At 52.0% G+C, this 24,102-nt stretch carries 21 protein-coding genes and 1 pseudogene; 9 read left to right on the forward strand and 13 right to left on the reverse strand.

The genetic code is table 11. From position 1 onward, the window contains the following. Positions 1-39: 39 nt before the first annotated feature. The 3 genes from IT444_05905 to IT444_05915 all read right to left on the reverse strand — a co-directional run bounded on the left by IT444_05905 (position 40) and on the right by IT444_05915 (position 4,724). Positions 40-1,740, reverse strand: coding sequence for an FtsX-like permease family protein (locus IT444_05905; GenBank protein ID MCC7192302.1), 1,701 nt, complete (start codon positions 1,738-1,740; stop codon positions 40-42). 157 nt (positions 1,741-1,897) lie between these two features. After that, complete coding sequence (gene lysS / locus IT444_05910; GenBank protein MCC7192303.1) at positions 1,898-3,541, reverse strand: lysine--tRNA ligase; 1,644 nt, start codon at positions 3,539-3,541, stop codon at positions 1,898-1,900. An 82-nt stretch (positions 3,542-3,623) separates the two neighbouring features. Continuing rightward, a complete protein-coding gene (locus tag IT444_05915; protein MCC7192304.1) occupies positions 3,624-4,724 on the reverse strand; it encodes a hypothetical protein in 1,101 nt (366 codons plus the stop codon). A gap of 147 nt (positions 4,725-4,871) precedes the next feature. Here IT444_05915 and IT444_05920 point away from each other — a divergent pair, with 147 nt between their 5' ends. Next, positions 4,872-6,047 carry a Gfo/Idh/MocA family oxidoreductase gene (locus IT444_05920; GenBank protein ID MCC7192305.1) on the forward strand — a complete coding sequence of 392 codons (1,176 nt, stop codon included), beginning with the start codon at positions 4,872-4,874 and terminating at the stop codon, positions 6,045-6,047. Positions 6,048-6,105: 58 nt separating this feature from the next. On the opposite strand, the gene der is transcribed toward IT444_05920, so the two are convergent. The 3 genes from der to tsaB form a co-directional block, all read right to left on the reverse strand. After that, on the reverse strand, positions 6,106-7,488 hold the full coding sequence (der, locus tag IT444_05925) for a ribosome biogenesis GTPase Der (GenBank protein ID MCC7192306.1): 1,383 nt from the start codon (positions 7,486-7,488) through the stop codon (positions 6,106-6,108). A gap of 134 nt (positions 7,489-7,622) precedes the next feature. Next, positions 7,623-8,126: a PH domain-containing protein gene (locus tag IT444_05930; protein MCC7192307.1), complete on the reverse strand. Its 504-nt coding sequence runs from the start codon at positions 8,124-8,126 to the stop codon at positions 7,623-7,625. Between the two features lie 86 nt (positions 8,127-8,212). Beyond that, a complete protein-coding gene (gene tsaB / locus IT444_05935) occupies positions 8,213-8,911 on the reverse strand; it encodes a tRNA (adenosine(37)-N6)-threonylcarbamoyltransferase complex dimerization subunit type 1 TsaB (protein MCC7192308.1) in 699 nt (232 codons plus the stop codon). 147 nt (positions 8,912-9,058) lie between these two features. On the opposite strand from tsaB, the gene IT444_05940 reads away from it, so the two are divergent. Further along, positions 9,059-9,517, forward strand: a complete 459-nt coding sequence (locus IT444_05940; GenBank protein ID MCC7192309.1) for a hypothetical protein — start codon at positions 9,059-9,061, stop codon at positions 9,515-9,517. 74 nt (positions 9,518-9,591) lie between these two features. After that, positions 9,592-10,146, forward strand: coding sequence for a thermonuclease family protein (locus tag IT444_05945; protein ID MCC7192310.1), 555 nt, complete (start codon positions 9,592-9,594; stop codon positions 10,144-10,146). A gap of 49 nt (positions 10,147-10,195) precedes the next feature. Here the strand turns inward: IT444_05945 and IT444_05950 are convergent, their stop codons facing one another. Beyond that, positions 10,196-11,260 carry a prolyl oligopeptidase family serine peptidase gene (locus tag IT444_05950; GenBank protein ID MCC7192311.1) on the reverse strand — a complete coding sequence of 355 codons (1,065 nt, stop codon included), beginning with the start codon at positions 11,258-11,260 and terminating at the stop codon, positions 10,196-10,198. A 79-nt stretch (positions 11,261-11,339) separates the two neighbouring features. Then, the gene (locus tag IT444_05955; protein ID MCC7192312.1) at positions 11,340-11,636 is read right to left on the reverse strand and encodes a hypothetical protein; all 297 of its coding nucleotides are present in this window, start codon (positions 11,634-11,636) and stop codon (positions 11,340-11,342) included. A 95-nt stretch (positions 11,637-11,731) separates the two neighbouring features. Here IT444_05955 and cadA point away from each other — a divergent pair, with 95 nt between their 5' ends. Next, positions 11,732-14,095 carry a cadmium-translocating P-type ATPase gene (gene cadA, locus IT444_05960; GenBank protein MCC7192313.1) on the forward strand — a complete coding sequence of 788 codons (2,364 nt, stop codon included), beginning with the start codon at positions 11,732-11,734 and terminating at the stop codon, positions 14,093-14,095. On the opposite strand, the gene IT444_05965 is transcribed toward cadA, so the two are convergent. Continuing rightward, complete coding sequence (locus tag IT444_05965) at positions 14,092-14,724, reverse strand: hypothetical protein (GenBank protein MCC7192314.1); 633 nt, start codon at positions 14,722-14,724, stop codon at positions 14,092-14,094. The genes cadA and IT444_05965 overlap by 4 nt on opposite strands. Positions 14,725-15,143: 419 nt before the next feature. Next, positions 15,144-15,325: pseudogene (locus IT444_05970) on the reverse strand (IS1595 family transposase). A 160-nt stretch (positions 15,326-15,485) separates the two neighbouring features. On the opposite strand from IT444_05970, the gene IT444_05975 reads away from it, so the two are divergent. Beyond that, the gene (locus IT444_05975) at positions 15,486-16,547 is read left to right on the forward strand and encodes an adenine-specific methyltransferase EcoRI family protein (protein MCC7192315.1); all 1,062 of its coding nucleotides are present in this window, start codon (positions 15,486-15,488) and stop codon (positions 16,545-16,547) included. Then, positions 16,547-17,638, forward strand: coding sequence for a DUF262 domain-containing protein (locus IT444_05980; GenBank protein MCC7192316.1), 1,092 nt, complete (start codon positions 16,547-16,549; stop codon positions 17,636-17,638). Before IT444_05975 ends, IT444_05980 begins: the two co-directional genes overlap by 1 nt. A 245-nt stretch (positions 17,639-17,883) precedes the next feature. Here the strand turns inward: IT444_05980 and IT444_05985 are convergent, their stop codons facing one another. Continuing rightward, a complete protein-coding gene (locus IT444_05985) occupies positions 17,884-18,744 on the reverse strand; it encodes an ATP-binding cassette domain-containing protein (GenBank protein ID MCC7192317.1) in 861 nt (286 codons plus the stop codon). A 138-nt stretch (positions 18,745-18,882) separates the two neighbouring features. Between IT444_05985 and IT444_05990 the strand changes: the two genes are divergently transcribed. Both IT444_05990 and IT444_05995 read left to right on the forward strand, forming a co-directional pair. After that, positions 18,883-20,067, forward strand: coding sequence for a hypothetical protein (locus IT444_05990; protein MCC7192318.1), 1,185 nt, complete (start codon positions 18,883-18,885; stop codon positions 20,065-20,067). 131 nt (positions 20,068-20,198) lie between these two features. Next, positions 20,199-21,005, forward strand: coding sequence for a hypothetical protein (locus tag IT444_05995; GenBank protein MCC7192319.1), 807 nt, complete (start codon positions 20,199-20,201; stop codon positions 21,003-21,005). Between the two features lie 115 nt (positions 21,006-21,120). Here the strand turns inward: IT444_05995 and IT444_06000 are convergent, their stop codons facing one another. Continuing rightward, a complete protein-coding gene (locus IT444_06000; GenBank protein ID MCC7192320.1) occupies positions 21,121-22,386 on the reverse strand; it encodes a redoxin domain-containing protein in 1,266 nt (421 codons plus the stop codon). 193 nt (positions 22,387-22,579) lie between these two features. Next, entirely contained in the window at positions 22,580-23,257 is a 678-nt protein-coding gene (gene tmk, locus IT444_06005) for a dTMP kinase (GenBank protein ID MCC7192321.1), read from the reverse strand. A gap of 104 nt (positions 23,258-23,361) precedes the next feature. Between tmk and IT444_06010 the strand changes: the two genes are divergently transcribed. Next, the gene (locus IT444_06010) at positions 23,362-24,078 is read left to right on the forward strand and encodes a methyltransferase domain-containing protein (GenBank protein ID MCC7192322.1); all 717 of its coding nucleotides are present in this window, start codon (positions 23,362-23,364) and stop codon (positions 24,076-24,078) included. The last annotated feature ends 24 nt before the right edge of the window (positions 24,079-24,102 follow it).

Raw genomic sequence — 24,102 nt, forward strand, 5'->3', positions numbered from 1 at the left:
TTCTCATTCTCAGGTTATGTGTAATTAACGGATACCAGTTCATTCGTATCTCAGTGCCTCCACTGGATCGAGTCTGCTGGCGAGATAGGCTGGTACCAGTGCCCCGACGACGCTGCTTAGCATGGCCGAGACAAGTATGACCGTTACTTCAACAGGATCGAGGTTACTGGGGATCGCGTCGAAATAGTAAACCTCCGGATTCCAGATCACCACGCCGAACCACGCTGCGAGTTTGTCCTGGATAAGGTTGATATTGAGCACGACAGCCGATGACAGCGCAAAACCCAATAGCGAACCCACGATGCCAATAGCCAATCCATAACCGAGGAAAATGGACGCTATACCGTTGCGAGATGCACCGAGTGCTCGGAGCACGCCGATGTCTTTCGTTTTTTCCAGAATGATCGTATAGAAAATAACGGCAATCATGACCACAGCAACGACACTGATAATTGCGAACAGGATCGTGACGAGGAATTTTTCCTTCTCGACAGCACCAAGAAAGGTTGCATGCCGCTGCTTCCACGTTAATACCCACACTGTGGGCATATCTTCCCGTGCCTTGACGAATCCGTGGGTGTATTCGCTCACCGCATCGCGGAGTTTCTGCAGGTTTACACCTTTCTTGCCATGAATCATGATTTCATGGGCTCGCGCGGGAATGGTCTCACCCGTGGGCAGACCGGTTTCTGGATCTGCGCTCTTAGCTTCGCCCATCTTGAGCATTTGCTGAAGTTGCTCGAAGCTGACATACACGCGATTGCTGTCAATCTCCGCCAGACCACTTTTGAACTCGTTGACGACAACAAATTTACGAACCGATGACTGAAGTGGTTGGCCGGTTCGCGTGATCGGCATCACGGTGAGTGTGGCTTGGGTCCGTGGCCAGGTATCGCTGTTAAAAAAATTGTACTGACCCTTGGCGTCGCGCCGGTTGTTTTGACTAAGAGCAATACCCGGAATAATCCCCGGAAATTCGTCGAGCGGTGGCGGCAAGCGGAAGTTCATGCCATTACCCTGAGGGTCGAGACTCTCGAATCTCGCCCTCATTTGTGCGATTTGTGCAGGTTCCCTGGGGAGGGATTCTTTAGGTAGGGCGTCAAAGTTTTTGAGGACACGATCCTTTGTCCAATAGAGTGTCGAACCGAAACCTGTCACCGCATCCATACCCAGGGGATCAACTCCCAGTACTTCTACGGTGTGGATCTCACCTTCCAAGTTAACCAGACCGTACGAACGGATTAGCGGTGTAGCTGCGGCAACATCGGGTAATCGCGACAGGCCGTCGATCAATTCCTGATAATGAGGAAATCCGTTAAGGTCAGATTCAATGATGACGTCACTGGTCAGCCGTCTGGCTGCATCCTGCATCATGACGAGGAATCCACCCATGATGCTGATGACAATGATGACCATCGCACTGCATAGCGCGACAGCGACCCCCGCAAAAAGCGGAGGCAGTCGAGTGCGGAGATACTTGCGCAATAAGGAAAATCGGTAAACTCCGACAGAGGGCAGCGACGCGATCAGCACGACTAGAATCACCGGCGCAGCAATAAACAGCGGAACTGCAATTAACGGTAGGGCGAGTAAGACAAGCAGCAGCAGCAGCACCGTCTTGATGAGCACACGCACGATATCACCTATGGCAATTGCCAAGGCCCAGATGGCACTGAAGATGATGTCGCCGAGTGTTTTCAGGAGCGTGAATCCAAGCTTGCCATTGGTCGGATCAATCAATCATTACATCACACGAACAGCGGTTACGAAGAAAATTAAATTACGAGTCAGGAACAGACTATCGAAAACTTTCAATTCGTTCTCTTGCCAATCATTCGTCCCTTTATTTCGTGAATGATCCTTGACCAACTTCGCATCATGACGGCCATATAACCAACTAGGTATTTGCTTGTGGCCGCATCAGGGGGAACAAGATGACATCGCGAATGGATTCCGCTCCGGTGAGCATCATGACCAGGCGATCGATACCCAACCCCATGCCGCCAGCCGGGGGCATGCCAACGCGGAGTGCCTGAAGAAAATCTTCGTCCACTTGCTGCTGTTCCTCGCGGTCACCTACTTGATGACGGAAATGCTTTTCCTGAAGGTCCGGATCATTGAGCTCGGAATATCCGGGGCTGATTTCGACGCCGTTAATCGCCAGCTCATACACGTCAGCAAAGAAGGGATCTTGCCGGTTTTCTCGGGCAAGCGGGATAACGATGCTGGGGACGTGCGTGACGAAGGTTGGATCGATCAGCGTGGGTTCTACGAGTTTTTCGTAAACCTCCACGAGTTGCTCCGCAGGAATGCCCGTGAGTTTCAGGTCTTTACCAGGATTTGCTGATCTCAGGCTGTCGATTTGTGAGGGAGTTAACGGTGTTTGGTCAAATTTCCATCCGGTACGTTCAGCCACAATATCGGCCATGCGTACTCGACGCCACGGTCGCATAAGGTTAATCGTGCGCGTCACCGTACCTTCAGAGTTCTTGTGCTCGATTTTTAAAGTGCCGATCACTTTTTCAGCTACGGTACAGATCATCGCTTCAACCATCTCCGCCATGGATTCCCACGAACCGAAGGCTTCGTAGGCTTCGAGCATGGTGAATTCAGGATTGTGGCGGGGACTGATACCTTCATTTCTAAAGTTTCGGTTGATCTCAAAAACCTTACCGAATCCACCAACAAGTAGTCTTTTGAGGTATAGCTCAGGTGCGATTCGAAGGTAGAGCGGAATATCGAGCGCAAGGTGATGAGTCTTGAAAGGCCTCGCCGCTGCACCGCCGGCAAGTGGTTGCATCATCGGAGTTTCAACTTCAACGTATCCACGGCTGCGCAGAAATTGACGAACGGCTTCGACGATCTGGGTGCGGAGCATCATCGTCCGCATGACATCCGGGTTTGCCCAGAGATCCACGTAACGCTGGCGATAACGCAATTCGGGGTCGGTGAGCCCATGCCATTTTTCCGGCGGTGGAGCGAGGGCTTTAGCCGCGATAGAAAAAGGGGGGAGAGGTGAAGTGTTCGGTTCAGCTTTCAGGGATGAAGTTGTACCTTCGTTTCCCGATGCGATCTGCAGATTTGAGCTGGAATCTTTAAGTGACGAATGGCCTTCCACCCAGAGGGTGATTTCCCCGGTTTTTGTTGATCCGATTTTCCCTTCTGCGACCACGATATCGCCGAGATCCGCGATTTTGGCGACATTGAATGATGTTTCGTCAACGGATTTTTTTGATACTCCGAGTTGAAGATCGCCGGTAGCATCACGGACGGTGATAAAAATCAGCTTGCCGATATCACGATGGAGTACGATTCTGCCAGCGACTTTAACGATTGCACGCTGATCATTGGCGGCATTAGTTTTATGTGCGGCGTCAGCATCAGCGTTGTACATCGCTCGCGCTTCGGCGAGTGTGATCAATCCTTCAACACGCTGGCCGTAAGGATCAACATGCAACTCCTCGCGCAATCGAGCGAGTTTTTTTCGTCGATCCTGGACAGGATCGCCGGAGGTGGGAAGCATTTCAGGAGTTTCTGTCATGGGAAAAATATCGTAACCAATTACCTCTGGTCTTGGCTTTTACGCTAGGTCTGCGGTATGCAGAGATTGAGAGATTCTGAAATCACGCAGGTGTGGTTGCACTTAATTTTTCGGAAATCCATGGGACGGCAATCTTGCCGTGCCATTGATGACCTCCGTGAAAAATATCATGGATAAGTTGTTTTTCCGCACGAAACAATCTGTAGGCGGAACGAGTGATCCTTACCTGTGATTTCACGTTGGATACACCGCTCTCACCGTTAAGGGGATCCGCATCGCCGGTTTCAATCAGCAACGGCCTCGGTGCGATCAGGGCTCCGAGATCACCCATATCTGCCAGCTCATACAGATGCGGCACATAGTTGCAGGAACAATGGTGATGTTTATCGAGTAAGGATTCTCTGTAACCATAGAAGTATCCTGACACGACTGCTGCTTTGATCCGGTTGCGATCATCCAATGCGGTTGCCCAGAGGGTTTGTAGTCCGCCGCCGGAAAGCCCCGCGCATCCTAGACGGGAAGTGTCGCAGTCAGGGCGAGTCTCGGCGTAGTCGATCAATCGGTGGAGATCCCATGCCCACATACCCGTTACCGTCTGACCGAGTGGATAGGCCATCTGATTGATAAACAGGCATGAGTGTGTGAGAAGGTCTTTGTTGAGCCAGCGATGAACACTTGGCTCGACACGCTCTCCGAAACCGCGTGCGTCCGGGCAGAGAGCGATGAATCCAGCTTTGCAGAATTGAACGCCATAGTCGTAGTTGTATTCCTTGATCTGCTTGCGAATCTGTGGGATATCCGATCGCCCGGCAGGTGAATACTTTCCACCGCTGGCGTGTCCATGCGGACAGAGCATTACGGGGTAGGGGCCTTTTCCAGCCGAGTGACTCGTTGGCACGAGTGCATAGAGCGTCATGATGATGCCTGGTTCGACCTGAATTTCGATTCTTTCCCGTTTGTAGCCTTTGAGAGTTACTGTTTCGGTGATCCTGGGTTGAAGTGACGACTTCAACATCGTGTTGAAGCCGGTAATTTCCTTCAACCGGGTGATGAGGTTGCGCTTCCAACTGGCAAACGCTGTGCGAGACTTGCAATTAAAGCCCATTCTTCGGCCATGCGAAGTCATTCGACGGTGGAGGTAAGGCAGAACCGAAAACCGATCACTGGCTGTAATGGTGGTCATAGTGAAAAATGATACGGAAAATGGGCGTATCGACGCAGAGAGGCAGTAACCATCGTTGATATCAAATGCGACGATTGGCCACTGATAATCTGATTTCACTACAATTCTGCTTCGTTTCGATATTCCTGATCAAACAAGGTTTTATCCATGGACAAAATTAAGCTTGGCATCATTGGTACCGGAAGCGTGGTACGAGAGATTTATCAGTACCTCTTTTTCAACAGCGAGTACTCACATCTGTTATCCATCGAAGCAGCAGCAGATCCCTTTGAGAAGGGATTGCACGAATTTTGCGACAAATACAACATTCCCAAGGACCGTCGCTTCACCAGTTACGAGGAAATGATTAGGAAAGTGAAACTCGATGCGGTGCAGGTTAATACCCCGGACAGCCTGCATGAAAAGCCGACTATTTTTGCACTTGAAGCCGGCCTTGACGTGGTGGTGCCCAAGCCAACCGCCGACACCATCAAGGGTGCCCACAATATGATCTCCAAGGCCAGGCAGGTTGGAAAATTACTCGGTATTGATTTTCACAAGCGTGACGACCCACGATTCAAAGAAGCGATGACGCGTTATCAGAGCGGACAGTACGGCCAATTTCAGCTCGCTGTCTGGTACATGCTCGATAAGCTTCTGGTTGCTGACCCGAATCACAATCCGCGTTTTTTTGCATCAGCCGATTTTGCTGCCAAGAATTCGCCCATTTCCTTCCTCACCGTCCACATGGCGGACGTGCATATCCGTATCGTGAATCTCAAGCCTGTAAAGGTTCGTGCAACAGGTTTTGCTCACAAGTTGCCTGCACTCTCGCCGATTGCGGTGCAGGGTTACGACATGGTGGACACAGAGGTGACGTTCGAGAACGGCGGCGTGGCCCACATTATTACCGGCTGGCACCTGCCCAACGCAGCCCACGCACTGACAGTGCAATCATCGCGATTGATCTGTTCAGAGGGAATGCTCGATCTGGGTATTGATACGCCTGGTTACCACGAGTTGGGAAAAGACGGAATTCTTGAACGAAACCCGTTATTCAGAAATTTTGAGAGTGACGGCACCGTCACTGGTTACGGCATGAGCCGCCCCGGACGGCTCTACCAGAAAATATTACGTAACCATCAGGGAAAACTGGGAACAAAAGAACACGATGAGATGATGAGTTCTGTGGAGCTTGGGTTCTGGACCACTGTTGTGCTTGAAGCTGCGGAGCAAAGCCTCAAAGCTGGTAGGAGTGGAGCTCCCGGCGTCACGAATGGTATTGAGATCGACGTGCCGTCTCTTCTGAAGAAAGAGCTTGGTGACGCAGCAGGTCAGTATTAACCACACCGGATGATAAGGCAACTTTATCGAATAGGCGGTCAATCTTCGTGATTGGCCGTTATTCCTTTTTCTCGCCCTGGCCTTTTTGCTTGCCGCGGATGATCAGCTTGATCGGTACTTCCGCGAACGGCAGTGTCTCTCGGAACCGGTTGATGAGGAATCGCTGATAATTGATGTCGAACATCGACGGATCGTTTACGAATAATCCGATGGTTGGTGGGTGTACCGCCAGTTGAGTTGTGTAATAAATCTTCGGACGACGGCCAATGCCGGATACCGGAGTCTTGGCCTTAAGAAGTTCCTCCATTACAGCGTTGAGTTGTGACGTACTCACCCGGTGGCCAGCCTGGTCGAAAAGGTTCTGTGCTACCGCAATCAGCTCACGCAACCCCTCACTCTTGTTGGCACTGATAAATGCGACCGGAGCATAGTCCAGCCCCTTGAGTTCTTTGTCGAGATACTTGATGTATTCTTCCTGCGTGTGATTCTGTTCCGCAAGGTCCCACTTGTTCACCACTACCACCGTTGGCTTGAAGTGCTTCTGGATTTCATTGCCAAGCTGATGATCGACCTGGCTTACTGGAACGGTGGCATCAATCATGAAAATGACCACATCCGCCCTACGGACGGAACGTAATGCTCGATGATGTGAGTAGTATTCAATATCACCTGCCAGGCTTTTGACTTTGCGTACACCTGCGGTATCGATAGCGGTAAACACCTTCCCATTTATCTCGAAGCGTACATCCACTGAGTCACGGGTTGTGCCTTCCTTTTCGCTGACGATGACACGAGGTTCGCCTGCCAGAGCGTTAACCAGTGTGCTCTTTCCAGCATTTCTCTTGCCCACGATTGCCAGCAACATGCCCGCTTCCGGCGGAGCGAGATCTGGACCGAGATTTTCCCAATCAATAGCCGCTCGAATGATGTCTAGTAATTCGAGTTTGTTGTAGCCGTTGAGAGCTGAGATCGGTATCGGATCACCGAAGCCTAATTCGCTGGCTTCATATGCAGAGGCCTCGTGCGAGGGACCATCCACCTTGTTGGAGACTTGAATAATCTGCACTTTTTTCGCTTTTCCCGATCCCTGACTCGTGCGGAGGAGTTTGGCTACTTCTCGATCGAGAGGAGTCACGCCGGTTTGTGTATCAGTCACAAAAAGGATCAGGTTAGCTTCGGCCAGGCCAAGAGCGATTTGTCGTTCGACATCCGCAGTGAGGTCCATCGAATCCTTGATGCCATATCCGCCGGTATCTATTAATTCGATATGACGAGAAGCCTTTCCTCTGCTTTCCGGCGGTAATTCGACGATATGGCTGATGCGGTCGCGCGTGACTCCAGCTGTTGGATCAACAATACTGACCAGCTTCCCCGCGAGGAGATTGAGCAGGCTGGACTTACCGACGTTGGGTCGGCCGATGATGACTACTTTGGGAAGCATGGTGTTAGCGTAACGTTGATCAGGGTTATCCGTGGCGAGGAATGATAAGAAGTAATCGGGATTGTGATTGGTCGTTCGGCGATTAGCTGTAACTTTACTCAGTAATCAAAGATCATCAGCCGGAACCGCTCATTTCATTCCTGTACCGCAATCTCTGCGACGCGACGTCGTTGGCGTTGCAGCTCAACGTTGGCACGAACCAGATCCGATACATATTCAGATTCTGCGATAGCTCGGATCTTGATGACAGGAGTTGTCTGATCAGACGTATTCATTACGACATGGCCTCGTTGCACCAACCGGAGCAGAAACGGCTTTACCATTGTGATGTCACGCACGCGATAAAGTTCAAGAGAGTCAATTCGCTTATTGAGAATGCCTGAACTTATTTTGAGGCGTTGATCGGTGAGTGTGTATTGAATCGACCGAACTTTGAGCCAGGCGTATAGGGCGATGACAGCAGGCACGAAAAATCCAACCCAGCCAAGAGATCGCGCGGCTGGAAATTGGACGATCACCCCCAGGACAGCAATAGTCAGAAATCCACAGACGGCATAGATTCCAATATTCAATACCTGAGAGGATCTTCCTTCCCAGACGATGATCTCAGGCGGTACGGATGGGGATATTTCAGCCACAAGCAGAGTTTACCAGTGTAAGCCCGCTAAAACTTTTCGAGTAGAAATTTTCGGGATAGAACGAGTAAAGAGTTGGTTGGCCGCAATCATGGATGCCGTTTTTTCCACAGTTCTTCCGCTTCAGGTTCGCGGACATACAACGGAGTGAGCGAAAGAGGTTGGACGAAATCACCGTTACAGGCTGCGCGACGTCCGAGTCTCCACACAATTTCACTTCGTGGTGATGCAAGATGCGTCGGTAATACAGTGATACTTTTATGTTGAGTCAATGAGTCCGGAAGTGGATACCCCAGTATCCACAAGTGCTGTTGAATGTTGGCGAGTAATCCATCTACGGCAATCAATTCCGGCGGGCGATAAGACATCCACCGGTCGTCGACCTTTTTGAAAAGTCCGCCGTAAACAGTGTCGGCCTTAAGTGTGATGCAGACGGCGATTATCGCCTCGAAGGGTAAATCGACGGGTGCATTTTGCGCAATCACATCCAGTGTTGGTACCGCCACGATATTAAGCTTCAGGACATGCGCCAAAGTTTTCGCAGTTGCGATACCGATGCGTAAACCGGTGAATGATCCCGGCCCGACGGATACATAGATTTCTGAAAATTGCTTTGGTCCTATGTTGTGCAATTTGCACAACCGATCAATTTCCGGCATCAGATCCACACTGTGCCGTCGTTGTGGTGGCAGATCAACAGTTGCGATCGGCAGGTCGCCGCGACCAAGGGTGATGGAACCAGACCGCGTGGTGGTTTCAAGAGCAAGGTTGTAATCACGACTGCTCACGCGACGGATTGTAAGGCAGTTTAGCTCTGTACCGATGAACCATCGTCCGTCAGCTTCGATTTCTTAATCGGTATTGGATTTGACGGCTTTGGGATAAATCGGTTGTAGGCACCAGACATACCCGCTGCGCATTGGTAATCTACTCGTATGGATAACCCGACACTCATTATCATCATGCGTTACATCCACATTGTCTCGGCCATAACCGCGGTCGGCGGCATCATGTTCTGCATGCTCTGTCTCTCACCAGCAGTTCGACTGCTCGATGACGGTTTCCGTGATTCGCTTCTTAAGCTGGTGCATGGTCGGTTTCTCCGTGTGTTGTGGGTTTGTATCGCCGGATTGACGATCAGTGGAGTTTTCGCATGGATGCATTGGGCTCCGGTTTACAAAGATATGGGGCCGCTGGGGAATGCTTTAATCGGCACGAAAGTACTGCTGGCAGTGATGATGTTTGCCGTCGTCGGAGCACGATCGATTGGCATGATTAAGAATCCTCGTGTTGCGCTGATGATTAACATTCATCTAGCTGCGGGTGTTATCCTGATTGCCGCGATATTGAATCAATACCGTGTCGCCCACATGACCGCAGCCGTGGGGCAGTGAGCGTGAGCCGTCGTGGCAGCACATCATCACGATGGTTTTGGCTAGGCTCCATTTCTTTTGATCGCTACCTTCGTTTGCGCAGACCAGTCACCATTCTTGTATCTCTACTGGTCTTGCTGGCACTGGTGGGATTGATTCTCGCCGACCGCAACGGTTTGCTTCTCAAGACCGGTGACATGGGGAGGTATGACCATCAATCATTTCTTGTCGCGCACGTCGTGGATGGCGATACGCTTGATGTTGCTGCCGGTGACGGCGATAAGCCGACGACGCGAGTCCGTTTCTGGGGAGTTGATGCGCCGGAGATGGATCATCCTGGCTTCCCACAACCTCGGGAACCCTTCGCTCTTGAAGCTGCAAACCTAACACGTTCACTTGCTGAAGGCAGTCATGTAACCCTCATCCTCGAATCGCATCGTATCCGTGACCGCTATGGTCGATTGTTGGCGTACGTTAAGCTTCCGGATGGTCGTGTGTTGAATGAGGAACTTCTCTCCGCGGGATTAGCACATGCTGATAGCCGCTGGCCTCACAGCCAAATCGATCGCTATGCACGGATCGAAGAGCAGGCAAAACACGACAAACGCGGACTTTGGGGAGCAAGAAAAAAGTCGAGTCAGAGACCGTAAGCCTGGTTGCTTGGTTTATTGTCAGCGCATCTTTCGTTACGAGCGAGCATCAGTGCCATTTCGCGTGAAGATATTTTCGGAAGAATGGTTTTGACTTATTTCCACCCCAGCCATGTTCCCCAAGGAAAAGGTCTAATTCGATGCGATCTTTCGCTCCCGCAGCAGCGTAAATCTGTTCCAGTCTGCGGTACTCCGGGATCGTATGATCAGCAACGAAACACGAATCATGAATGCCGATCTCCATCAACATCGGTCGGGGTGCGAGTAAACCCTGGAGGTCAGCTACATCCACGAGTGAAAATAAACCCGGTGTGAGCTGTGAACCGCAGACGTTGTAAGTGCGGTACGCGATTTCATAGAAGGGCCCCTGATAGCAGATGATGTCGCTCGCCTTCATGCGCTTATCCGTCAGGGCGACCCACGTGGTCATCGTCCCACCCAGCGACCCGCCCATCACTCCCAGGTTCGTTGTATCCACAAACTTCTGTTTGCACACAAAGTCTGTAGCTACACGAGCATCATGGAGGTTCATCGCCAACACAGTTGTATTGAGAATGGTCGTATTGAGATAGTAGATGTTGCACGGGTCACGACCAAAAACCTGTTCGGAATAGTGGGGTTTGGCCTTTGCGTTGCGTTCCCCAAAGCCAAGCCAGTCGATGGCATAGGTGACGAACCCAGCCTTGGCCAACTGCAACCCGTACGCACGATTGATAAAGGTACTGTTACAACGACCATCCGGAGCATAGCTGTTACCCATTGGGCCATCTTTGCCGAGGTGTCCGTGGCCATGGCAAACCATGATCGCAGGTCGTTTTTCACCCGTTGTGAGGTTTTCCGGCCGGTAAAGAAGTAGAGTCGCAGCCAGACCGGGTTGCACATCCAACACCCATCGCTGCTTGATCAAACCATCTTCGTTCCACTGGGCAATAAGCTCCGGCTTCGGGTCCACTTGTGGGGGATCCTCTCCCAGCGTTGCTAGGACACGCGGCAGGACAGTTTTTTGCCAAGCCGAAAACTGAGCCTTCGTCTTGCCCTTGAAGGTGTACTTGGGCTTGTGATTTTGACCGAGTTGATCGAAAAAAAGGTACGGATTGAGGTTTCGTGTGGTCATGTAAAAAATCCTGGGAAAAGTATGCCGTCGCGCAGTCTCTGCGTGTGATGGTGTTCTATCGTGAAATTAGAATTCGTGGTTATTTGTGTCCCTCTGGCCCATTACCTGTTAAGTATTTGTTTCGCAGAGCTGTCTCGAGATCAACGTTATTGATGTTCGCGAGTGTGCAGAGCCATGCGATGATGTCAGCGAATTCTTCCTCGATATTGGCTTCGTCACGTTCATTTCCCGTCGTGTTTAGCGCGGTTGCCAGCTCACCTACCTCTTCAATAAGCCACATGAAGGTGCCGGGCGTACCTCGTGCAGCATCCGTTTTGTAATAGCGGTCGCGAATATGTTGTTGAAATGCTCGGACGGTAATTGCTTCGGTTTGCATATCCGTATTCTAAGGATTTGTTCTTAATGTTCTGGATCACTCTGTAATGCTGGAGAGATGGACGACCGGCTAGAATTGCTCCAAGGAGAGACGTAATGACAACGACAACACTCAAAATACGTGGAATGAGATGCGGCTCATGTGTTAACCATGTGCAAAAGAGCCTCACCGCGGTCCGTGGCGTGAAGCAGGCGTCGGTAAACCTTGCGACAGAGGAGGCCACCGTAACCCATGATCCTGCTCAAGCAAACGTCCCTGCACTGATTCAAGCAGTCGAGCAAGCTGGCTATGAAGCCCTGCCGGAAGGTGATGGAGGTGAGAAGGACGAGGAGGATATAGGCTCCTCACCAGCAGCGACTGAATCACCACCGAGTCAATCTCGCGCAGACGAAGAGCGTAAGTCGCGCCAAGAAATGAGGGGCGAGGTGATCCGTCTGATCGTCGGAGCTGTGCTTACGATCCCCGTTGTTGTTCTGGGAATGTTCTTTCACGATGCGATGTGGGCAGCGTGGCCGCAGCTTCTTCTTGCTACTCCCATTCAGATTTATCTCGGATGGCCCTTTTTCAAGGGAGCCTTCAAGTCCGCGAGACACTTCCGCGCTGATATGGACACACTTGTTGCGCTGGGGACATCTGTGGCGTTCATCTATTCCGCGGTGGTCACGCTGGAAGGCGGACACCGTGTTTATTTCGATACGGCCGTTGTCATTCTCGTGCTTATCAGTGTTGGGAAATTGCTGGAACATCGCGCAAGGGCAAGTGCAGCATCAGCGATCCGCGGCCTCATGGAAATCCAGCCCACAACAGCGACCATTATCCGCGGCGATCAGGAAGTCAGCGTTCCGATCGATGCAGTACGTCCTGGTGATATTGTCCTCGTACGTCCTGGACAGAAGATACCCGTTGATGGCGCGATCATTGAAGGACGCTCTGCGATCGACCAATCAATGGTAACCGGCGAATCGATGCCGGTAGAGGTCGGGCCGGGTGATGAAGTGATCGGCGGTACGCTCAATCAGTCCGGTGCATTTCGATTCACGGCCACGCAGACTGGTGAGGGGATGCTGCTTGCTCGTGTGATCACACTGGTCAAGCAGGCGCAGGCATCGAAAGCTGGTGTTCAGCGGATCGCGGATGCGGTCGCTGGAGTTTTTGTCCCTGTCGTTCTCTTGATTGCGATTGCGACATTATTGGGTTGGGGGTTGTTGGGGCGAGGTGATGATCGGTGGATCACCGCGATGACGAATACTGTCGCGGTACTCATCGTTGCATGTCCATGTGCGCTGGGATTAGCGACGCCGACCGCCATCATGGTGGGAACAGGACTTGGCGCACGAGAAGGGATATTGATCAAGGATGCCGCTGCACTGGCGCGGGCGGGAAAGCTGACGCATGTCGTTTTTGACAAAACCGGGACGCTGACGGAAGGGCGGCCGGGAGTAGTGGACGTGGTGGCGTTACCCGGAGCTAATAGAGGAGCAAAACAGATTGTTGCATTGGCTGCGGCGGTGGAAAGAGGAAGCGAACATCCGTTGGGGCGGGCGATCGTGGAATACGCTCGACAAACCAATGAATCGATTCCGAATGCATCCGACTTTCAGAGCACCGTTGGTTTTGGTGTCGAAGCAGTGGTCGATGGTCAGACGGTAAGGGTTCACCGTGCTGAAGGGGCCTTGGCCAAGTCACCGGAAGTTGAGACACAGCGGCGCGCAGGACGGACGGCTGTGGTTGTCTCAATCGGTGACCAACCGATCGGCATTATCGCGCTGACAGACGAAATCAAACCGTCGGCACAGGCCGCTGTTGCCGAACTTCACCGCCTGAACCTGCGGGTAACCATGCTGACGGGTGATCACGCGGTAACTGCGCAGGCTGTTGCGACGAAACTCGGCATTGATGACGTTCTGGCTGGCGCACTTCCTACTCAGAAACACGAAAAAATCGAATCACTCCGTCAACGCGGGGCGGTGGTTGCGATGGTTGGCGATGGAATCAATGATGCACCAGCGCTGGCGGCAGCGGATATAGGGATGGCGATGGGCAGCCGGATTTTATCTGCCTCCAATAAACCGCTACATAACAGAGCGGAGCGATTAGAGAAAGACAAGAAAAGTGTTGATCTGCCGTCGTCATTTCAGGCAGATGGACAAACGGAGAGTGTTTTGACCGAGGTACATGCTCCATCCGATATTGCATTGGACGCCGGCCATGTTGTGCTTGTCGGTGGTGATCCAGCCATGGTGCCGCGAGCGATCTTACTTAGCCGTGCAACCATGAAGCGGATTTATGCCGGCTTGTTCTGGGCATTCCTATACAACGTGATTCTCATTCCCATCGCGGTTGCCGGTTGGTTGCACCCGATGCTGGCAGCAGGAGCGATGGCGTTGAGTTCGGTCAGTGTCGTGATCAACGCACTTTGGCTGAGATGGCGGTGGCGACCACGCGATTCCTCAACTTAATTTGTTGGTTGCGACGGTTCGGAAGTTGTCGGTTCGGGAGGGCCGCCTTCAATCTGATCGGGTTTTAATACGGACTCGACATGCTTGAGTATGACCAGAGTTGGTTGTGTCTCATAAATCCAGTCGTCAAGTTTGAACCGTTTTTCTGGACCGCTTGCGCCTTTGTAGTAAACGCTGGCAATACCCTTACGCTTCCATAGTCGCTTGTCGAGGCGGGTTATAGAGGAAAAGTCCACACGCTGACCGCTGTTCGAAAGTAAGCCTTGCGCATCCATCCCGATCCAGCGTTTGAAGCTTGTGAGATAGTTGAACAGGAAAAAAAGTCCTATGGGTAGCGTCAGCGCGAGCATCCCGTATTGAAAATTAAGATCTGTAGTGCTTTTTTTGTGTCCGGGGTCTTCGGTATTCCAATGATTGGCTTCGGCGATCTTTTCCCACTCGACTTTACGTTGGTCGGTATCGTCTGGGAACTGCTCAGCAACTTTGTTGAACTCATCCACCTTGCGGTTATGTTCTGGATATTTCACGAAACCGTCATAGGCTGACCATGCCGCCCATCCAAGGCATAACGCCGCGATCACTGCCAGACGCCACCGGTAGGTTGAGCTGATCCCCGCTTTAGCAAGCATGAATGAATCCTAATAGGACACCCGGAAAGCTGCCCGCTTTGCAGGTCACCCCCGCCCATTATCGAGCGTTTCGAGTATGCGACTCCACCACTTTGTTACCAAAGCCCGACCACCGGGTCGGAGTAAAATCTCGGTAAAACCACCGTCGTCCACACGTCGCCGAGGAATTGAGGGCAGGTTACGCTCCTCAGCCAATGCCCAGGTCAGGAAGGCAGAGGTCTCGTCGATCATTTTCCGTCGAGCATCCTGAACGCGATCGTCTGTTTGGCGGAAGGGATTAAGGCGGAAATTGAAATCCATAAATCCAATCCGCCTTGAGAACAATATCGGCCTGAAAAATTAAAAATCTCCGAGTATTTTCAAGGATCAAAAGCCAAAATCAAGCTAAAGCAATGTCGTATTGAGGTTATATAAGAAGCTTAGGAAGCTGAGAGCGGGTTTATTCGGAGAAGTTTGAGGAGCACCCGGCAGAGGTTATCACGGCGGTGGTTGAATCGGAACTCGCATTCCTTCAGGTGCAGGTAGAACGTATGGGAGGCACGCCGTGGAACTTGATGAGCCTCCGCTTGGCGTAGCCCCAGAAGCTCTCGATGCCATTGACGCAGGCGCTGCGGGGCATGAGCAGCAGGCTAGCGCGATGTCAGCATGATGAAATAATGACTCCGGCCCCCTTATCTTCGCCGCAAAGCCGCAGCCTCAGCCGCCCATTGCCGAGGCGGAGCCGGTTGCCAGTCTCAGTGCCATGGTTTACGCTCCGCGACATGGCGAAAAAAGCCCAAGCTAACGGGGCTTCCGCAGATACCGAGGCTTCCGGGGATGTCGTGGATTCCGGGTGGGATGCGTTGAAATCCGACGGAAACCCGCGCAAGCCCCTCAACCGCTCGCTCCACGCCGCCAAGACCGCCAGGCAGGACGAGTTCTACACCCAACTCTCCGACATCGAAAAAGAACTCAAGCACTACACGAAGCACTTCAAGGGCAAAACCGTCCTGTGCAACTGCGATGATCCCAAGGTCAGCAATTTCTTCCACTACTTCTCGCACAACTTCGAGAAGCTGAAGCTGAAAAAGCTGATCACGACCTGCTACAAGAACTGCGACGCCGATCTGTTCAGCCAAAACACCGGCGAGCGGGGAATCTATCTCGAATACGAAGGTGATAAGAACGGCGACCGTATCCCCGGCGCAGACGAAATCGGTATCACCAGGCTCAAAGGTGACGGCGACTTCCGCAGCGATGAGTGCATCGCCCTGCTCAAGCAGGCCGACATCGTCGTCACCAACCCGCCGTTCTCACTGTTCCGCGAGTACGTCGAGCAGTTGGTGAAGTACAAGAAGAAGTTTGTAATCATCGGAAGTGTAAACGCTCGTCACTACAGCGAGATTTTTAAGCTGATTAAGGAGAATCGGTTATGGCTTGGTTACAACTGCACGAGATTTTTCAGTAAACCAGACGGCTCCATTTTTGAGACGGCGAGAACATTTTGGTACACGAATCTCGACATCGACAAGCGGCATGAGGAGATAACGCTGTATGAGAAATACAGCGCTGCCAAATACCCCCGCTACGACAATCTCGATGCAATCGATGTCAGCAAGACCAGTCAAATACCTTCCGATTATGATGGCTTAATGGGTGTTCCCGATGGGCTCCTAGACAATTACAACCCCGACCAATTTGAACTGATAGGCATACCGTTTGGCGATCTAGGCAAAGAAATAGGCGTCACGAAGAACCATCGTGGTCGAACGGACATTGCAATAACCGAAAACGGCAAATCACGTTGCCCGTATTCAAGAATTATTGTCAGGCGGAAGAACTGATGAAGATCGTACTCAAAGAAATCACGGTAAGGGAACTAACCGACGGCTTCGCCGACAACGCCGAACAGGGCGTCGTCGCCTACGGCGGCAAACTCGATATCCGTCCGCCGTATCAGCGCGAGTTCATCTACAAGGACAAGCAGCGCAACGCCGTCATCGACTCCGTGCGCAAGGACTTTCCCCTCAACGTCATGTACTGGGCGGTGCTCGATGACGGCCGCTACGAAGTCATCGACGGCCAGCAGCGCACGCTCTCCATCTGCCAGTACGTCAACGGCGATTATTCCATCGACGGCTTGGCGTTCCACAATCTCCAGGACGATCAGCAGAACCAGATTCTCGATTACGAGTGCATGGTGTATTTCTGCTCCGGCAGCGACAGCGAGAAACTGGACTGGTTCCGCACCATCAACATCGCAGGCGAGGAGCACACCGACCAGGAACTGCGCAACGCGGTGTACGCCGGGCCGTGGACCGCCGATGCCAAGCGGTATTTCAGCAAGACGGGTTGTGCCGCGTACGGCTTGGCGAGCGATTACGTCCGGGGCAGCCCGATCCGGCAGGAATATCTGGAGACGGCGATCGAGTGGCACGCGGGTACGGGGGGGAAGACCATTGAAGAGTACATGTCGAAGCATCAGCACGACAAGAATGCCACGCCGCTGTGGCAGTACTTTCAGCGGGTGATCGCGTGGGTGAAGGCGACGTTCCCCGAATATCGCAAGGAGATGAAGGGGGTGGGCTGGGGGCCGCTCTATAACCAGTTCAAGGACGAGGAGTTTGATACGGACAAACTGGAGAAGCGGATCGCTAAGTTGATGATGGATGAGGACGTGGAAAAGAAATCCGGCATCTATCCCTACGTTCTCGATGGCGATGAAAGGCACCTGAACATCCGCGCGTTCTCGCCCAACATGAAGCGCGAGGCGTACGAGAAGCAGAAGGGCAAGTGCAAGAAATGCGGCAAGAAGTTTGATATTGACGACATGGAAGGCGACCACATCAAGCCCTGGCACGAGGGCGGCAAGACCGATGCGAAGAACTGCCAGATGCTCTGCAAGGACTGCAATCGGCGCAAGTCGGGGAACTGACCGCTTCGCACTGCCCGCACATTTTGGAGGAAGAAAAGGGGATGGCGATGTCAGCGGGCTTGTGGAAGAGAGCGGCTCGGCCGTTGGCGCGATTGAGCATGTGGTAAACGAGGCCGCCTTCGATGGTGCGTTCAGCAAGATCAAGTAGAGGCTGCGGAGCCTGGAGCCGCGTAACTTGGGACGCTCTGGAGCTGGATGCAGGGGATGCTCAACACCATCACCGCCCGTGCTGCCGGCTTCTTTGGTTACACGCTAGAACAAGAGTGTGAACGAACTAGATCCAGCCAGGCCTCAGGCAGAACCTCCAGCCAATATCGACCATGAATCTTTTTTACAAACACCTTGCATCCGAAGGTTGCGGTCAGTGATTCAGGAGTGATGACATCCGTTGGTTTGCCTGACATGAGCACTTGACCGCTGCGCATGAGCAGCACCTGCTGCGTACGAGGAGAAAGTTCCTCGACATGGTGGGTAATCATGAGTACCGCAGGTGCGTTCGGCTGTGCAAGAATCATCTCAATGGCGGCTAGCACCTGTTCGCGACCAGCAAGGTCCATTCCTGCAGTCGGCTCATCGAGGATGAGCAGTTCCGGCATATGCGCTAACGCCCGAGCGATCATGCAGCGCCGCTGCTCCCCGGTGGAGAGCAGGGCGAATTTCAGGTTTCGTCGATGCGACAGTCCAACTTGGTTTAGCCGTTGATCTGCTTGGTGGTTCTGCTCAGGAGACGGCTGGTCGTAAAGTCCAATTGTTCCAAAAAATCCAGTGAGGACGACATCATGTGCGGTGAGATCAGCATCCAGAACAGCCCCACTATTGGCGATATGGCTGTTCCCTGCCGAAGGGTTTACTACACCAATACGTTTACGAAGTGCGCGGACATCGGTTTGACCGATCGTTTCGCCCAGAACGCGCACGGTTCCGGAGGTGATGAACATCTGCCCGGTGAGCGTGCGCATGAGAGTGGTCTTACCGCAGCCGTTAGGTCCAAGGATGGCTGTGCAGGTGCCGGCGGGAATTCGGCAGGTAATACCGCGCAGGATAGGCGTATCGCCTCGCACAACATGAAGGTCATCGATTTCAACCGCGGGTGATCGATCCGTCATGTGAGATACGATACACGGCAGAATGTGATCATTCAGAGCCAAGGTGAATGAAACGAGGCAGATCAGTGGATTGCGTAGGATAAGTTGACTGTCAATGCGATTTTCCGGTAACTCCTCTCATTCCAGCAAGGACAACCGATGAGCGATCCCACCATCAGCCATGCGGACTTGCCGCTGGTTATTGATCAGGTTCATCGAGAGTGGTTATTTGAATTAACTACTCTGCCGACTGCATCCGGCCGGGAAGACCGCGTGATCGAGTGGGTTCAGCGATGGGCGCAGGCAAGACGGAATGTCCAAATCAAAGCGGATCGTCATGGAAATATCGTCCTGACGCGGGTCGGTGCCAGATCATCGCGTCCGATTTTTTTTACGGCCCATATGGATCATCCAGCCTTTGTAGTTGTCAAAGTACTGGACGCACGTCGAGTGCTGGCGGATTTTCGTGGTGGTGTTAATGACAACTATTTCGTTGGTTCTTCAGTATCTCTGCACCCCCCCAATCTTCACCCTCAGCACGGAAAGGTTGAAGCATTTGAGAATCAGACCGCACACAGCAAGGCTGCGAGTGAAGGGGCCAAGCGACTGCGCATTGTGTTTAAGCAGGATGTCACCACACGCCCAGGAGATGTCGTTACCTGGGATGTGAAGATACGGCAGGAGGGCGATCGAATATTTGTTCCCGCGTGTGATGATTTGGCGGGTGTTGCGGCTGCGCTGAGCGCATTTGACGCAATCCTTGCAAAGAAACCTATTGCTGGCGCAAAAGGGAAAGGCATCAACAAACAGCCCGATGTCCGCGTCCTGTTGACACGAGCAGAGGAGATTGGATTTATAGGTGCGATCGCAGCATGTAAGTCCAAAACAATTCCGAAAGGGGCAAGAGTCGTTGCCTTGGAAAACTCCAGAAGCTACCCGGATTCACCCATCGGTGCTGGGCCAATTGTTCGTGTCGGTGATTACACGAGTACTTTTGATCCTGACTTGACTTACCGCATCGGCAAGATTGCGATGGATCTGGCGACTCAGGAACCCACCTTTAAGTGGCAACGCAAACTCATGCCGGGTGGCACATGCGAGGCATCGGTTTACCAGACATATGGCTACACCGCGTCGTGCATTTGTCTGGCTTTGGGAAATTATCACAACATGAACGAGGTGACGGGCAGAATTGATGCAGAAAGTATCAGCCTCGCGGATTACCACGGCCTCGTTCACCTCCTGGTGGCAATTGCAGAGAGACTTGATGATCCGGCAAAAGCTCCGGGATTACGTGTTCGGCTTGAGGATCTGTTTTTACGGCGGAAGTTTGTGCTCGAATGAAATGAATGAAGTTCTAGTCTTTTAAGTTCAGATGCTGGAGGTCAGGTGAGGAGGGCAATCACCTTGTATCAGAGGCTTTCAGTGTGATTCGACGAAACTTTATTATCCAGACTGAAGAGTAAGGACTTTATATGCCAACTCTCGTATGTGATTTTTCCCGTTCCTATTTCATATTTCGTGTGGATATACGTAAGAAACAGCCCATTACCGTCTCACAAATTCCGCCGTTTTCCGTTAATAACGCCCGCATGCCGGTGGAAGCCAGATGCCGAATCAGGTTTGCTGCCACGGGCAGGACGGTCGAATATCTACTTGGTTCATCATGTAAGTCCGAACAGGTCAATGTGAAAAGTAGTATCTGGCACAATCCCAATGCGGATATGTGCATGATCGTATCGGACGAACACTTCATGGTTGTAAAAAGCTGGGACCGTAACAACAAGGGCGTGAAGCTCTATCCGCCGACACTTGGTGATCAGCCGGAGCGACAGGTTGGACGAAATCAGGATGCGTTCGACAGCATGAAGATTCACATACACACAATTGGCGCACGTGAACTCATCACTCCTGATGAGATTGTTTCCGCGGGTCTAGGAGGCGAAACGCTTGTGAGTACGACGGAGTACAGTGCTTCTGATAGCAGTCACGTGACGCTGGAGTATCCAATTAAAGTTGCCAATTTCAGCGAAGTGGATCACTTCTATCAGACGGATACGGGACCGATCCTGTGGCTGGAGTCACCATCGGATGGTCGTAACTGGGGTGATAATCCGATTGGTTATTTGCGACATGCCTTTATCGCACATAATGCGCGAGACTGGGCTGAGCTGATCGTTAATGTTCCTACGTCACTGTCCGAAGAGATTTCGGTGAATCACTACTCGCGCTCGATACGATTGGATAACGTGAATAACCGCGTCTTTGCAGTAAATCGGTAGTGATAAAGTGCCATCCGCGTGAATGTGCCTGTAACCACTTGATCAAGTTGAAATCCGTAAATCCGCAGACATCCTTCGACCGAAGTGTGAGGGAGAGGTGCTGTACAGATAGACCTTATTTTTTCTCAAGAGCTTTACGAGCTTTTAAAGCCGTCGCAGTTTCGGGGTACTTCTCGATAATTTCCTGGTAGAGAGGTATCGCCTGTTCGTGCTTGCCAGCCTTCTCATAACTGGCGGCAGTGTTCATGATCTCGATCGCTTCTTTCTCTCCTGCTGCTGCTCGGTAGGCATCAATGAATCGCTTGTCTCGTTCGTAAGCATTGACTCGAAGCACGGCTTTTCTACCTGAAGGTGTCGCAGGAAACTGTGCAGCAGTAGCCTTAAATTGACGATAGGCGGCAACATGATCCCCCGCAGTTTTTCGTCTATCAGCACTGTTAAACATGGCGCGCGAAATAGCAGCAGCATTTCGGCTGGTATTGGTGGATTCGACGGGGATGGAAGCAGCTTCTGTGTCGGTGTCTGTTTTATCTTTAGATACTAAGTCATCCGGTGATGTGGTTGCCGGCTTTACCGTTGCGGGTTGTGTCGTGGGGCCGAAGGCATTATTGGCCAGGATGGTTGCCTCGAAACCTGCGATGACTTTGGCACCCGCTTCGTTAGTGGAAAGGGCCTCGGTCGCAGCGAGCTTTGCTTCTTCATCGCGTGGAAAGCGGTAGGCCGCCACCAGAGCTGCTGCATCTTCTGCTGCTTCTCGGTTTTTTATCGCGGCATCGGGGAAGTCCTGTATAAGCGATAACGCCTCCGCATAGTCGTTTCGTTTAGTGACAGCAGTGAGTGCCTCGCCAATAGTTTCGCGCAGGCTGTCACCTGCATTGCGTTTCTTGAGTTTGGAGCCGTACTTTTTGAGTGCTTCGGCGAGAGGGACATCGATATTTGCAGGATGCCCGCTCCAAATGAGTTCACCATCGGGTGAGATGAGAAAGGTTGCTGGGATTCCCTTGATACCCCACGATGGAAGGAGCGGATTATCCCACGCTTTTCCTTCATATATCTGAGGCCAAGTGAACCCTTTTTCTTTAACAACGCTACTCATCTTGCCAGCATTGGTGTCGAGACTTACTCCAATAATCTGCAAACCCAACGGTCCATATTTTCTATGAATCTGAACCATGTGCTCGGCCTCGTTCATGCAGGGACCGCACCACGTTGCCCAGAAGTCAATGAGTACCATGCGGCCACGCATGTTTTCATCCGTGATGGTTTGGCCGGTAGTGGACTTGAACTGATATTGCGGTCGATCGCCTACGGTTACCGCGCCTGCAAAACTTTGGATCCCGAAAATAAGTACCGCGGCAACGACGGTTCGCAGTGTGTGCATGAAACGGTCCTTTCTATAAGGACAGCCTTTGTGGTGAAGGTTTTTGATTTACAGAGAGCGTAACACGGTGATCGAAGGTAAGTCTTAAATTGATTCCAAATGTTTGGATCAGATATTTCGACTCGTCACTGGATAATACGGTTGAATCGACAACTAGCACCCTATCAGTTTGCCGTGGGTAATGATCCAATGCTCATTTCATTTTGGATTCGATTCCCTTGAGCAGTAGCGCATAGACCGAGTCCGCATCACCTCGGGCGTCCACAACCAGATATCGAGAAGAATCATTTTTCGCTTGGTCGAGATAGCCTTGTCGGACGGTGCGGTGAAAGTCTGCGCCTTTAAGTTCCATGCGATCATGGGCGGTATCGAATTCACGTTGGCGGAGAAGAGGGTTCATGCGAGCCAGTGCCGTTTCTTCATCTACGTCGAACACGACGGTTAGATCCGGCCAGCAGTCACCCAGCGCGATTCGGCCGGTCTCCAGGATGTCAGAAATAGGCAAACCGCCTGCGCTGCCTTGATAGGCTAGTGTTGAACTGATAAACCGATCAGCCAGCACCATCTGTCCAGCATTACGAGCCGGGCGGATACGTTGGGCGACAAGTTGAGCCCGGCTTGCCATAAAGAGCAGCATTTCGCAGCGGAGGTCCACTTCTTCTTTGTTGGCTGGGTCCAGGAGTACGCGGCGGATTTGCTCACCGATGTGTGTGCCGCCGGGTTCACGTACCTCACAGACTTCAATACCCGCATTTTGGACAAACTTGGAAAATCGCTGGAACTGCGTGCTTTTACCGCTGCCGTCAGGTCCATCAAAGACAATGAATCGTTTACGGAGACGTGAGAGCCAGGGCGGGACGGTCGTCGTCATGTCGGAAGGATAACGGGCAACAGGAAATGATAAAACTCATCTGATGATGGTTGTGGTCGTGTTCTTGTCATTTTGACACACCAGATACTGACGGACGTCAACAGATGAATTTCAATGTTCATAGGCAGGTGTCTGAGATCAAGGTGGAATTCGTCCATCCGGGGATCTTTCCGCATAATGAATCTATGTCTTGTCCAGACTCATCCCACGATAGTTATCTTGAGCCTTATCGACGCTCAGCTAGTCGGATTGGCTCGACATTTGGAGTAACACTTTGGGCCAGCCCTGAAAGTCAGCGCCTGCGATTCGATGTTTTTACACAGATGAGTTTTCTTGCGGGTAAGCGCATTCTGGACGCGGGATGCAGCAGAGGCGACTTTGCAGCGTTCCTGATAGAACGGAATATTTCGTTTAAGCGATACATCGGCATCGATGCGCTTTGCGAAGTAGTGGCTTTCGCTGCTGGGAGAGGATTTCCCAACTGCGAGTTCAAGTGCGGCGACTTCATCACACATCCAGAGTTGCTTGGTGCAGTCAAGGCCGACGTGATATGTATTTCTGGAACTCTTAACACCATGTCTGACCCGCAGGTTTTTGACCTGCTCGAAACTGCATGGGCTGCGGCAGGGGAGACACTGTTGTTTAATTTCCTCTCTGATTGCTGCGGCAAGGAAGCTCCACTCCAGGACGACTACGCCCGTCGGCTTAATACGATTCAGTTACTTGATTGGGCGATGCTGAAGACCTGGGCTGTTGCGTTTCGCCAAGATTATTTCCGAGCTGGACACGATGCGACGATCATGATGCGGAAGACTGGTTAATGCACGATGTGTTTTTGAAGCGAG

Source organism: Phycisphaeraceae bacterium (assembly GCA_020851465.1).
GTDB lineage: Bacteria > Planctomycetota > Phycisphaerae > Phycisphaerales > Phycisphaeraceae > JADZCR01.

Bases quoted from the DNA above. Each gene is read 5' to 3' on its own strand.
- IT444_05965 (MCC7192314.1), bottom strand. From the start codon at position 14,724: ATGCTTGCTAAAGCGGGGATCAGCTCAACCTACCGGTGGCGTCTGGCA.
- IT444_05990 (MCC7192318.1), top strand. From the start codon at position 18,883: ATGAGCGATCCCACCATCAGCCATGCGGACTTGCCGCTGGTTATTGAT.
- IT444_05940 (MCC7192309.1), top strand. From the start codon at position 9,059: ATGGATAACCCGACACTCATTATCATCATGCGTTACATCCACATTGTC.
- IT444_06000 (MCC7192320.1), bottom strand. From the start codon at position 22,386: ATGCACACACTGCGAACCGTCGTTGCCGCGGTACTTATTTTCGGGATC.
- cadA (MCC7192313.1), top strand. From the start codon at position 11,732: ATGACAACGACAACACTCAAAATACGTGGAATGAGATGCGGCTCATGT.
- IT444_06010 (MCC7192322.1), top strand. From the start codon at position 23,362: ATGAATTTCAATGTTCATAGGCAGGTGTCTGAGATCAAGGTGGAATTC.
- IT444_05950 (MCC7192311.1), bottom strand. From the start codon at position 11,260: ATGACCACACGAAACCTCAATCCGTACCTTTTTTTCGATCAACTCGGT.
- IT444_05915 (MCC7192304.1), bottom strand. From the start codon at position 4,724: ATGACCACCATTACAGCCAGTGATCGGTTTTCGGTTCTGCCTTACCTC.
- IT444_05920 (MCC7192305.1), top strand. From the start codon at position 4,872: ATGGACAAAATTAAGCTTGGCATCATTGGTACCGGAAGCGTGGTACGA.
- IT444_05995 (MCC7192319.1), top strand. From the start codon at position 20,199: ATGCCAACTCTCGTATGTGATTTTTCCCGTTCCTATTTCATATTTCGT.
- IT444_05975 (MCC7192315.1), top strand. From the start codon at position 15,486: ATGGCGAAAAAAGCCCAAGCTAACGGGGCTTCCGCAGATACCGAGGCT.
- tmk (MCC7192321.1), bottom strand. From the start codon at position 23,257: ATGACGACGACCGTCCCGCCCTGGCTCTCACGTCTCCGTAAACGATTC.
- der (MCC7192306.1), bottom strand. From the start codon at position 7,488: ATGCTTCCCAAAGTAGTCATCATCGGCCGACCCAACGTCGGTAAGTCC.
- IT444_05980 (MCC7192316.1), top strand. From the start codon at position 16,547: ATGAAGATCGTACTCAAAGAAATCACGGTAAGGGAACTAACCGACGGC.
- IT444_05955 (MCC7192312.1), bottom strand. From the start codon at position 11,636: ATGCAAACCGAAGCAATTACCGTCCGAGCATTTCAACAACATATTCGC.
- IT444_05985 (MCC7192317.1), bottom strand. From the start codon at position 18,744: ATGACGGATCGATCACCCGCGGTTGAAATCGATGACCTTCATGTTGTG.
- lysS (MCC7192303.1), bottom strand. From the start codon at position 3,541: ATGACAGAAACTCCTGAAATGCTTCCCACCTCCGGCGATCCTGTCCAG.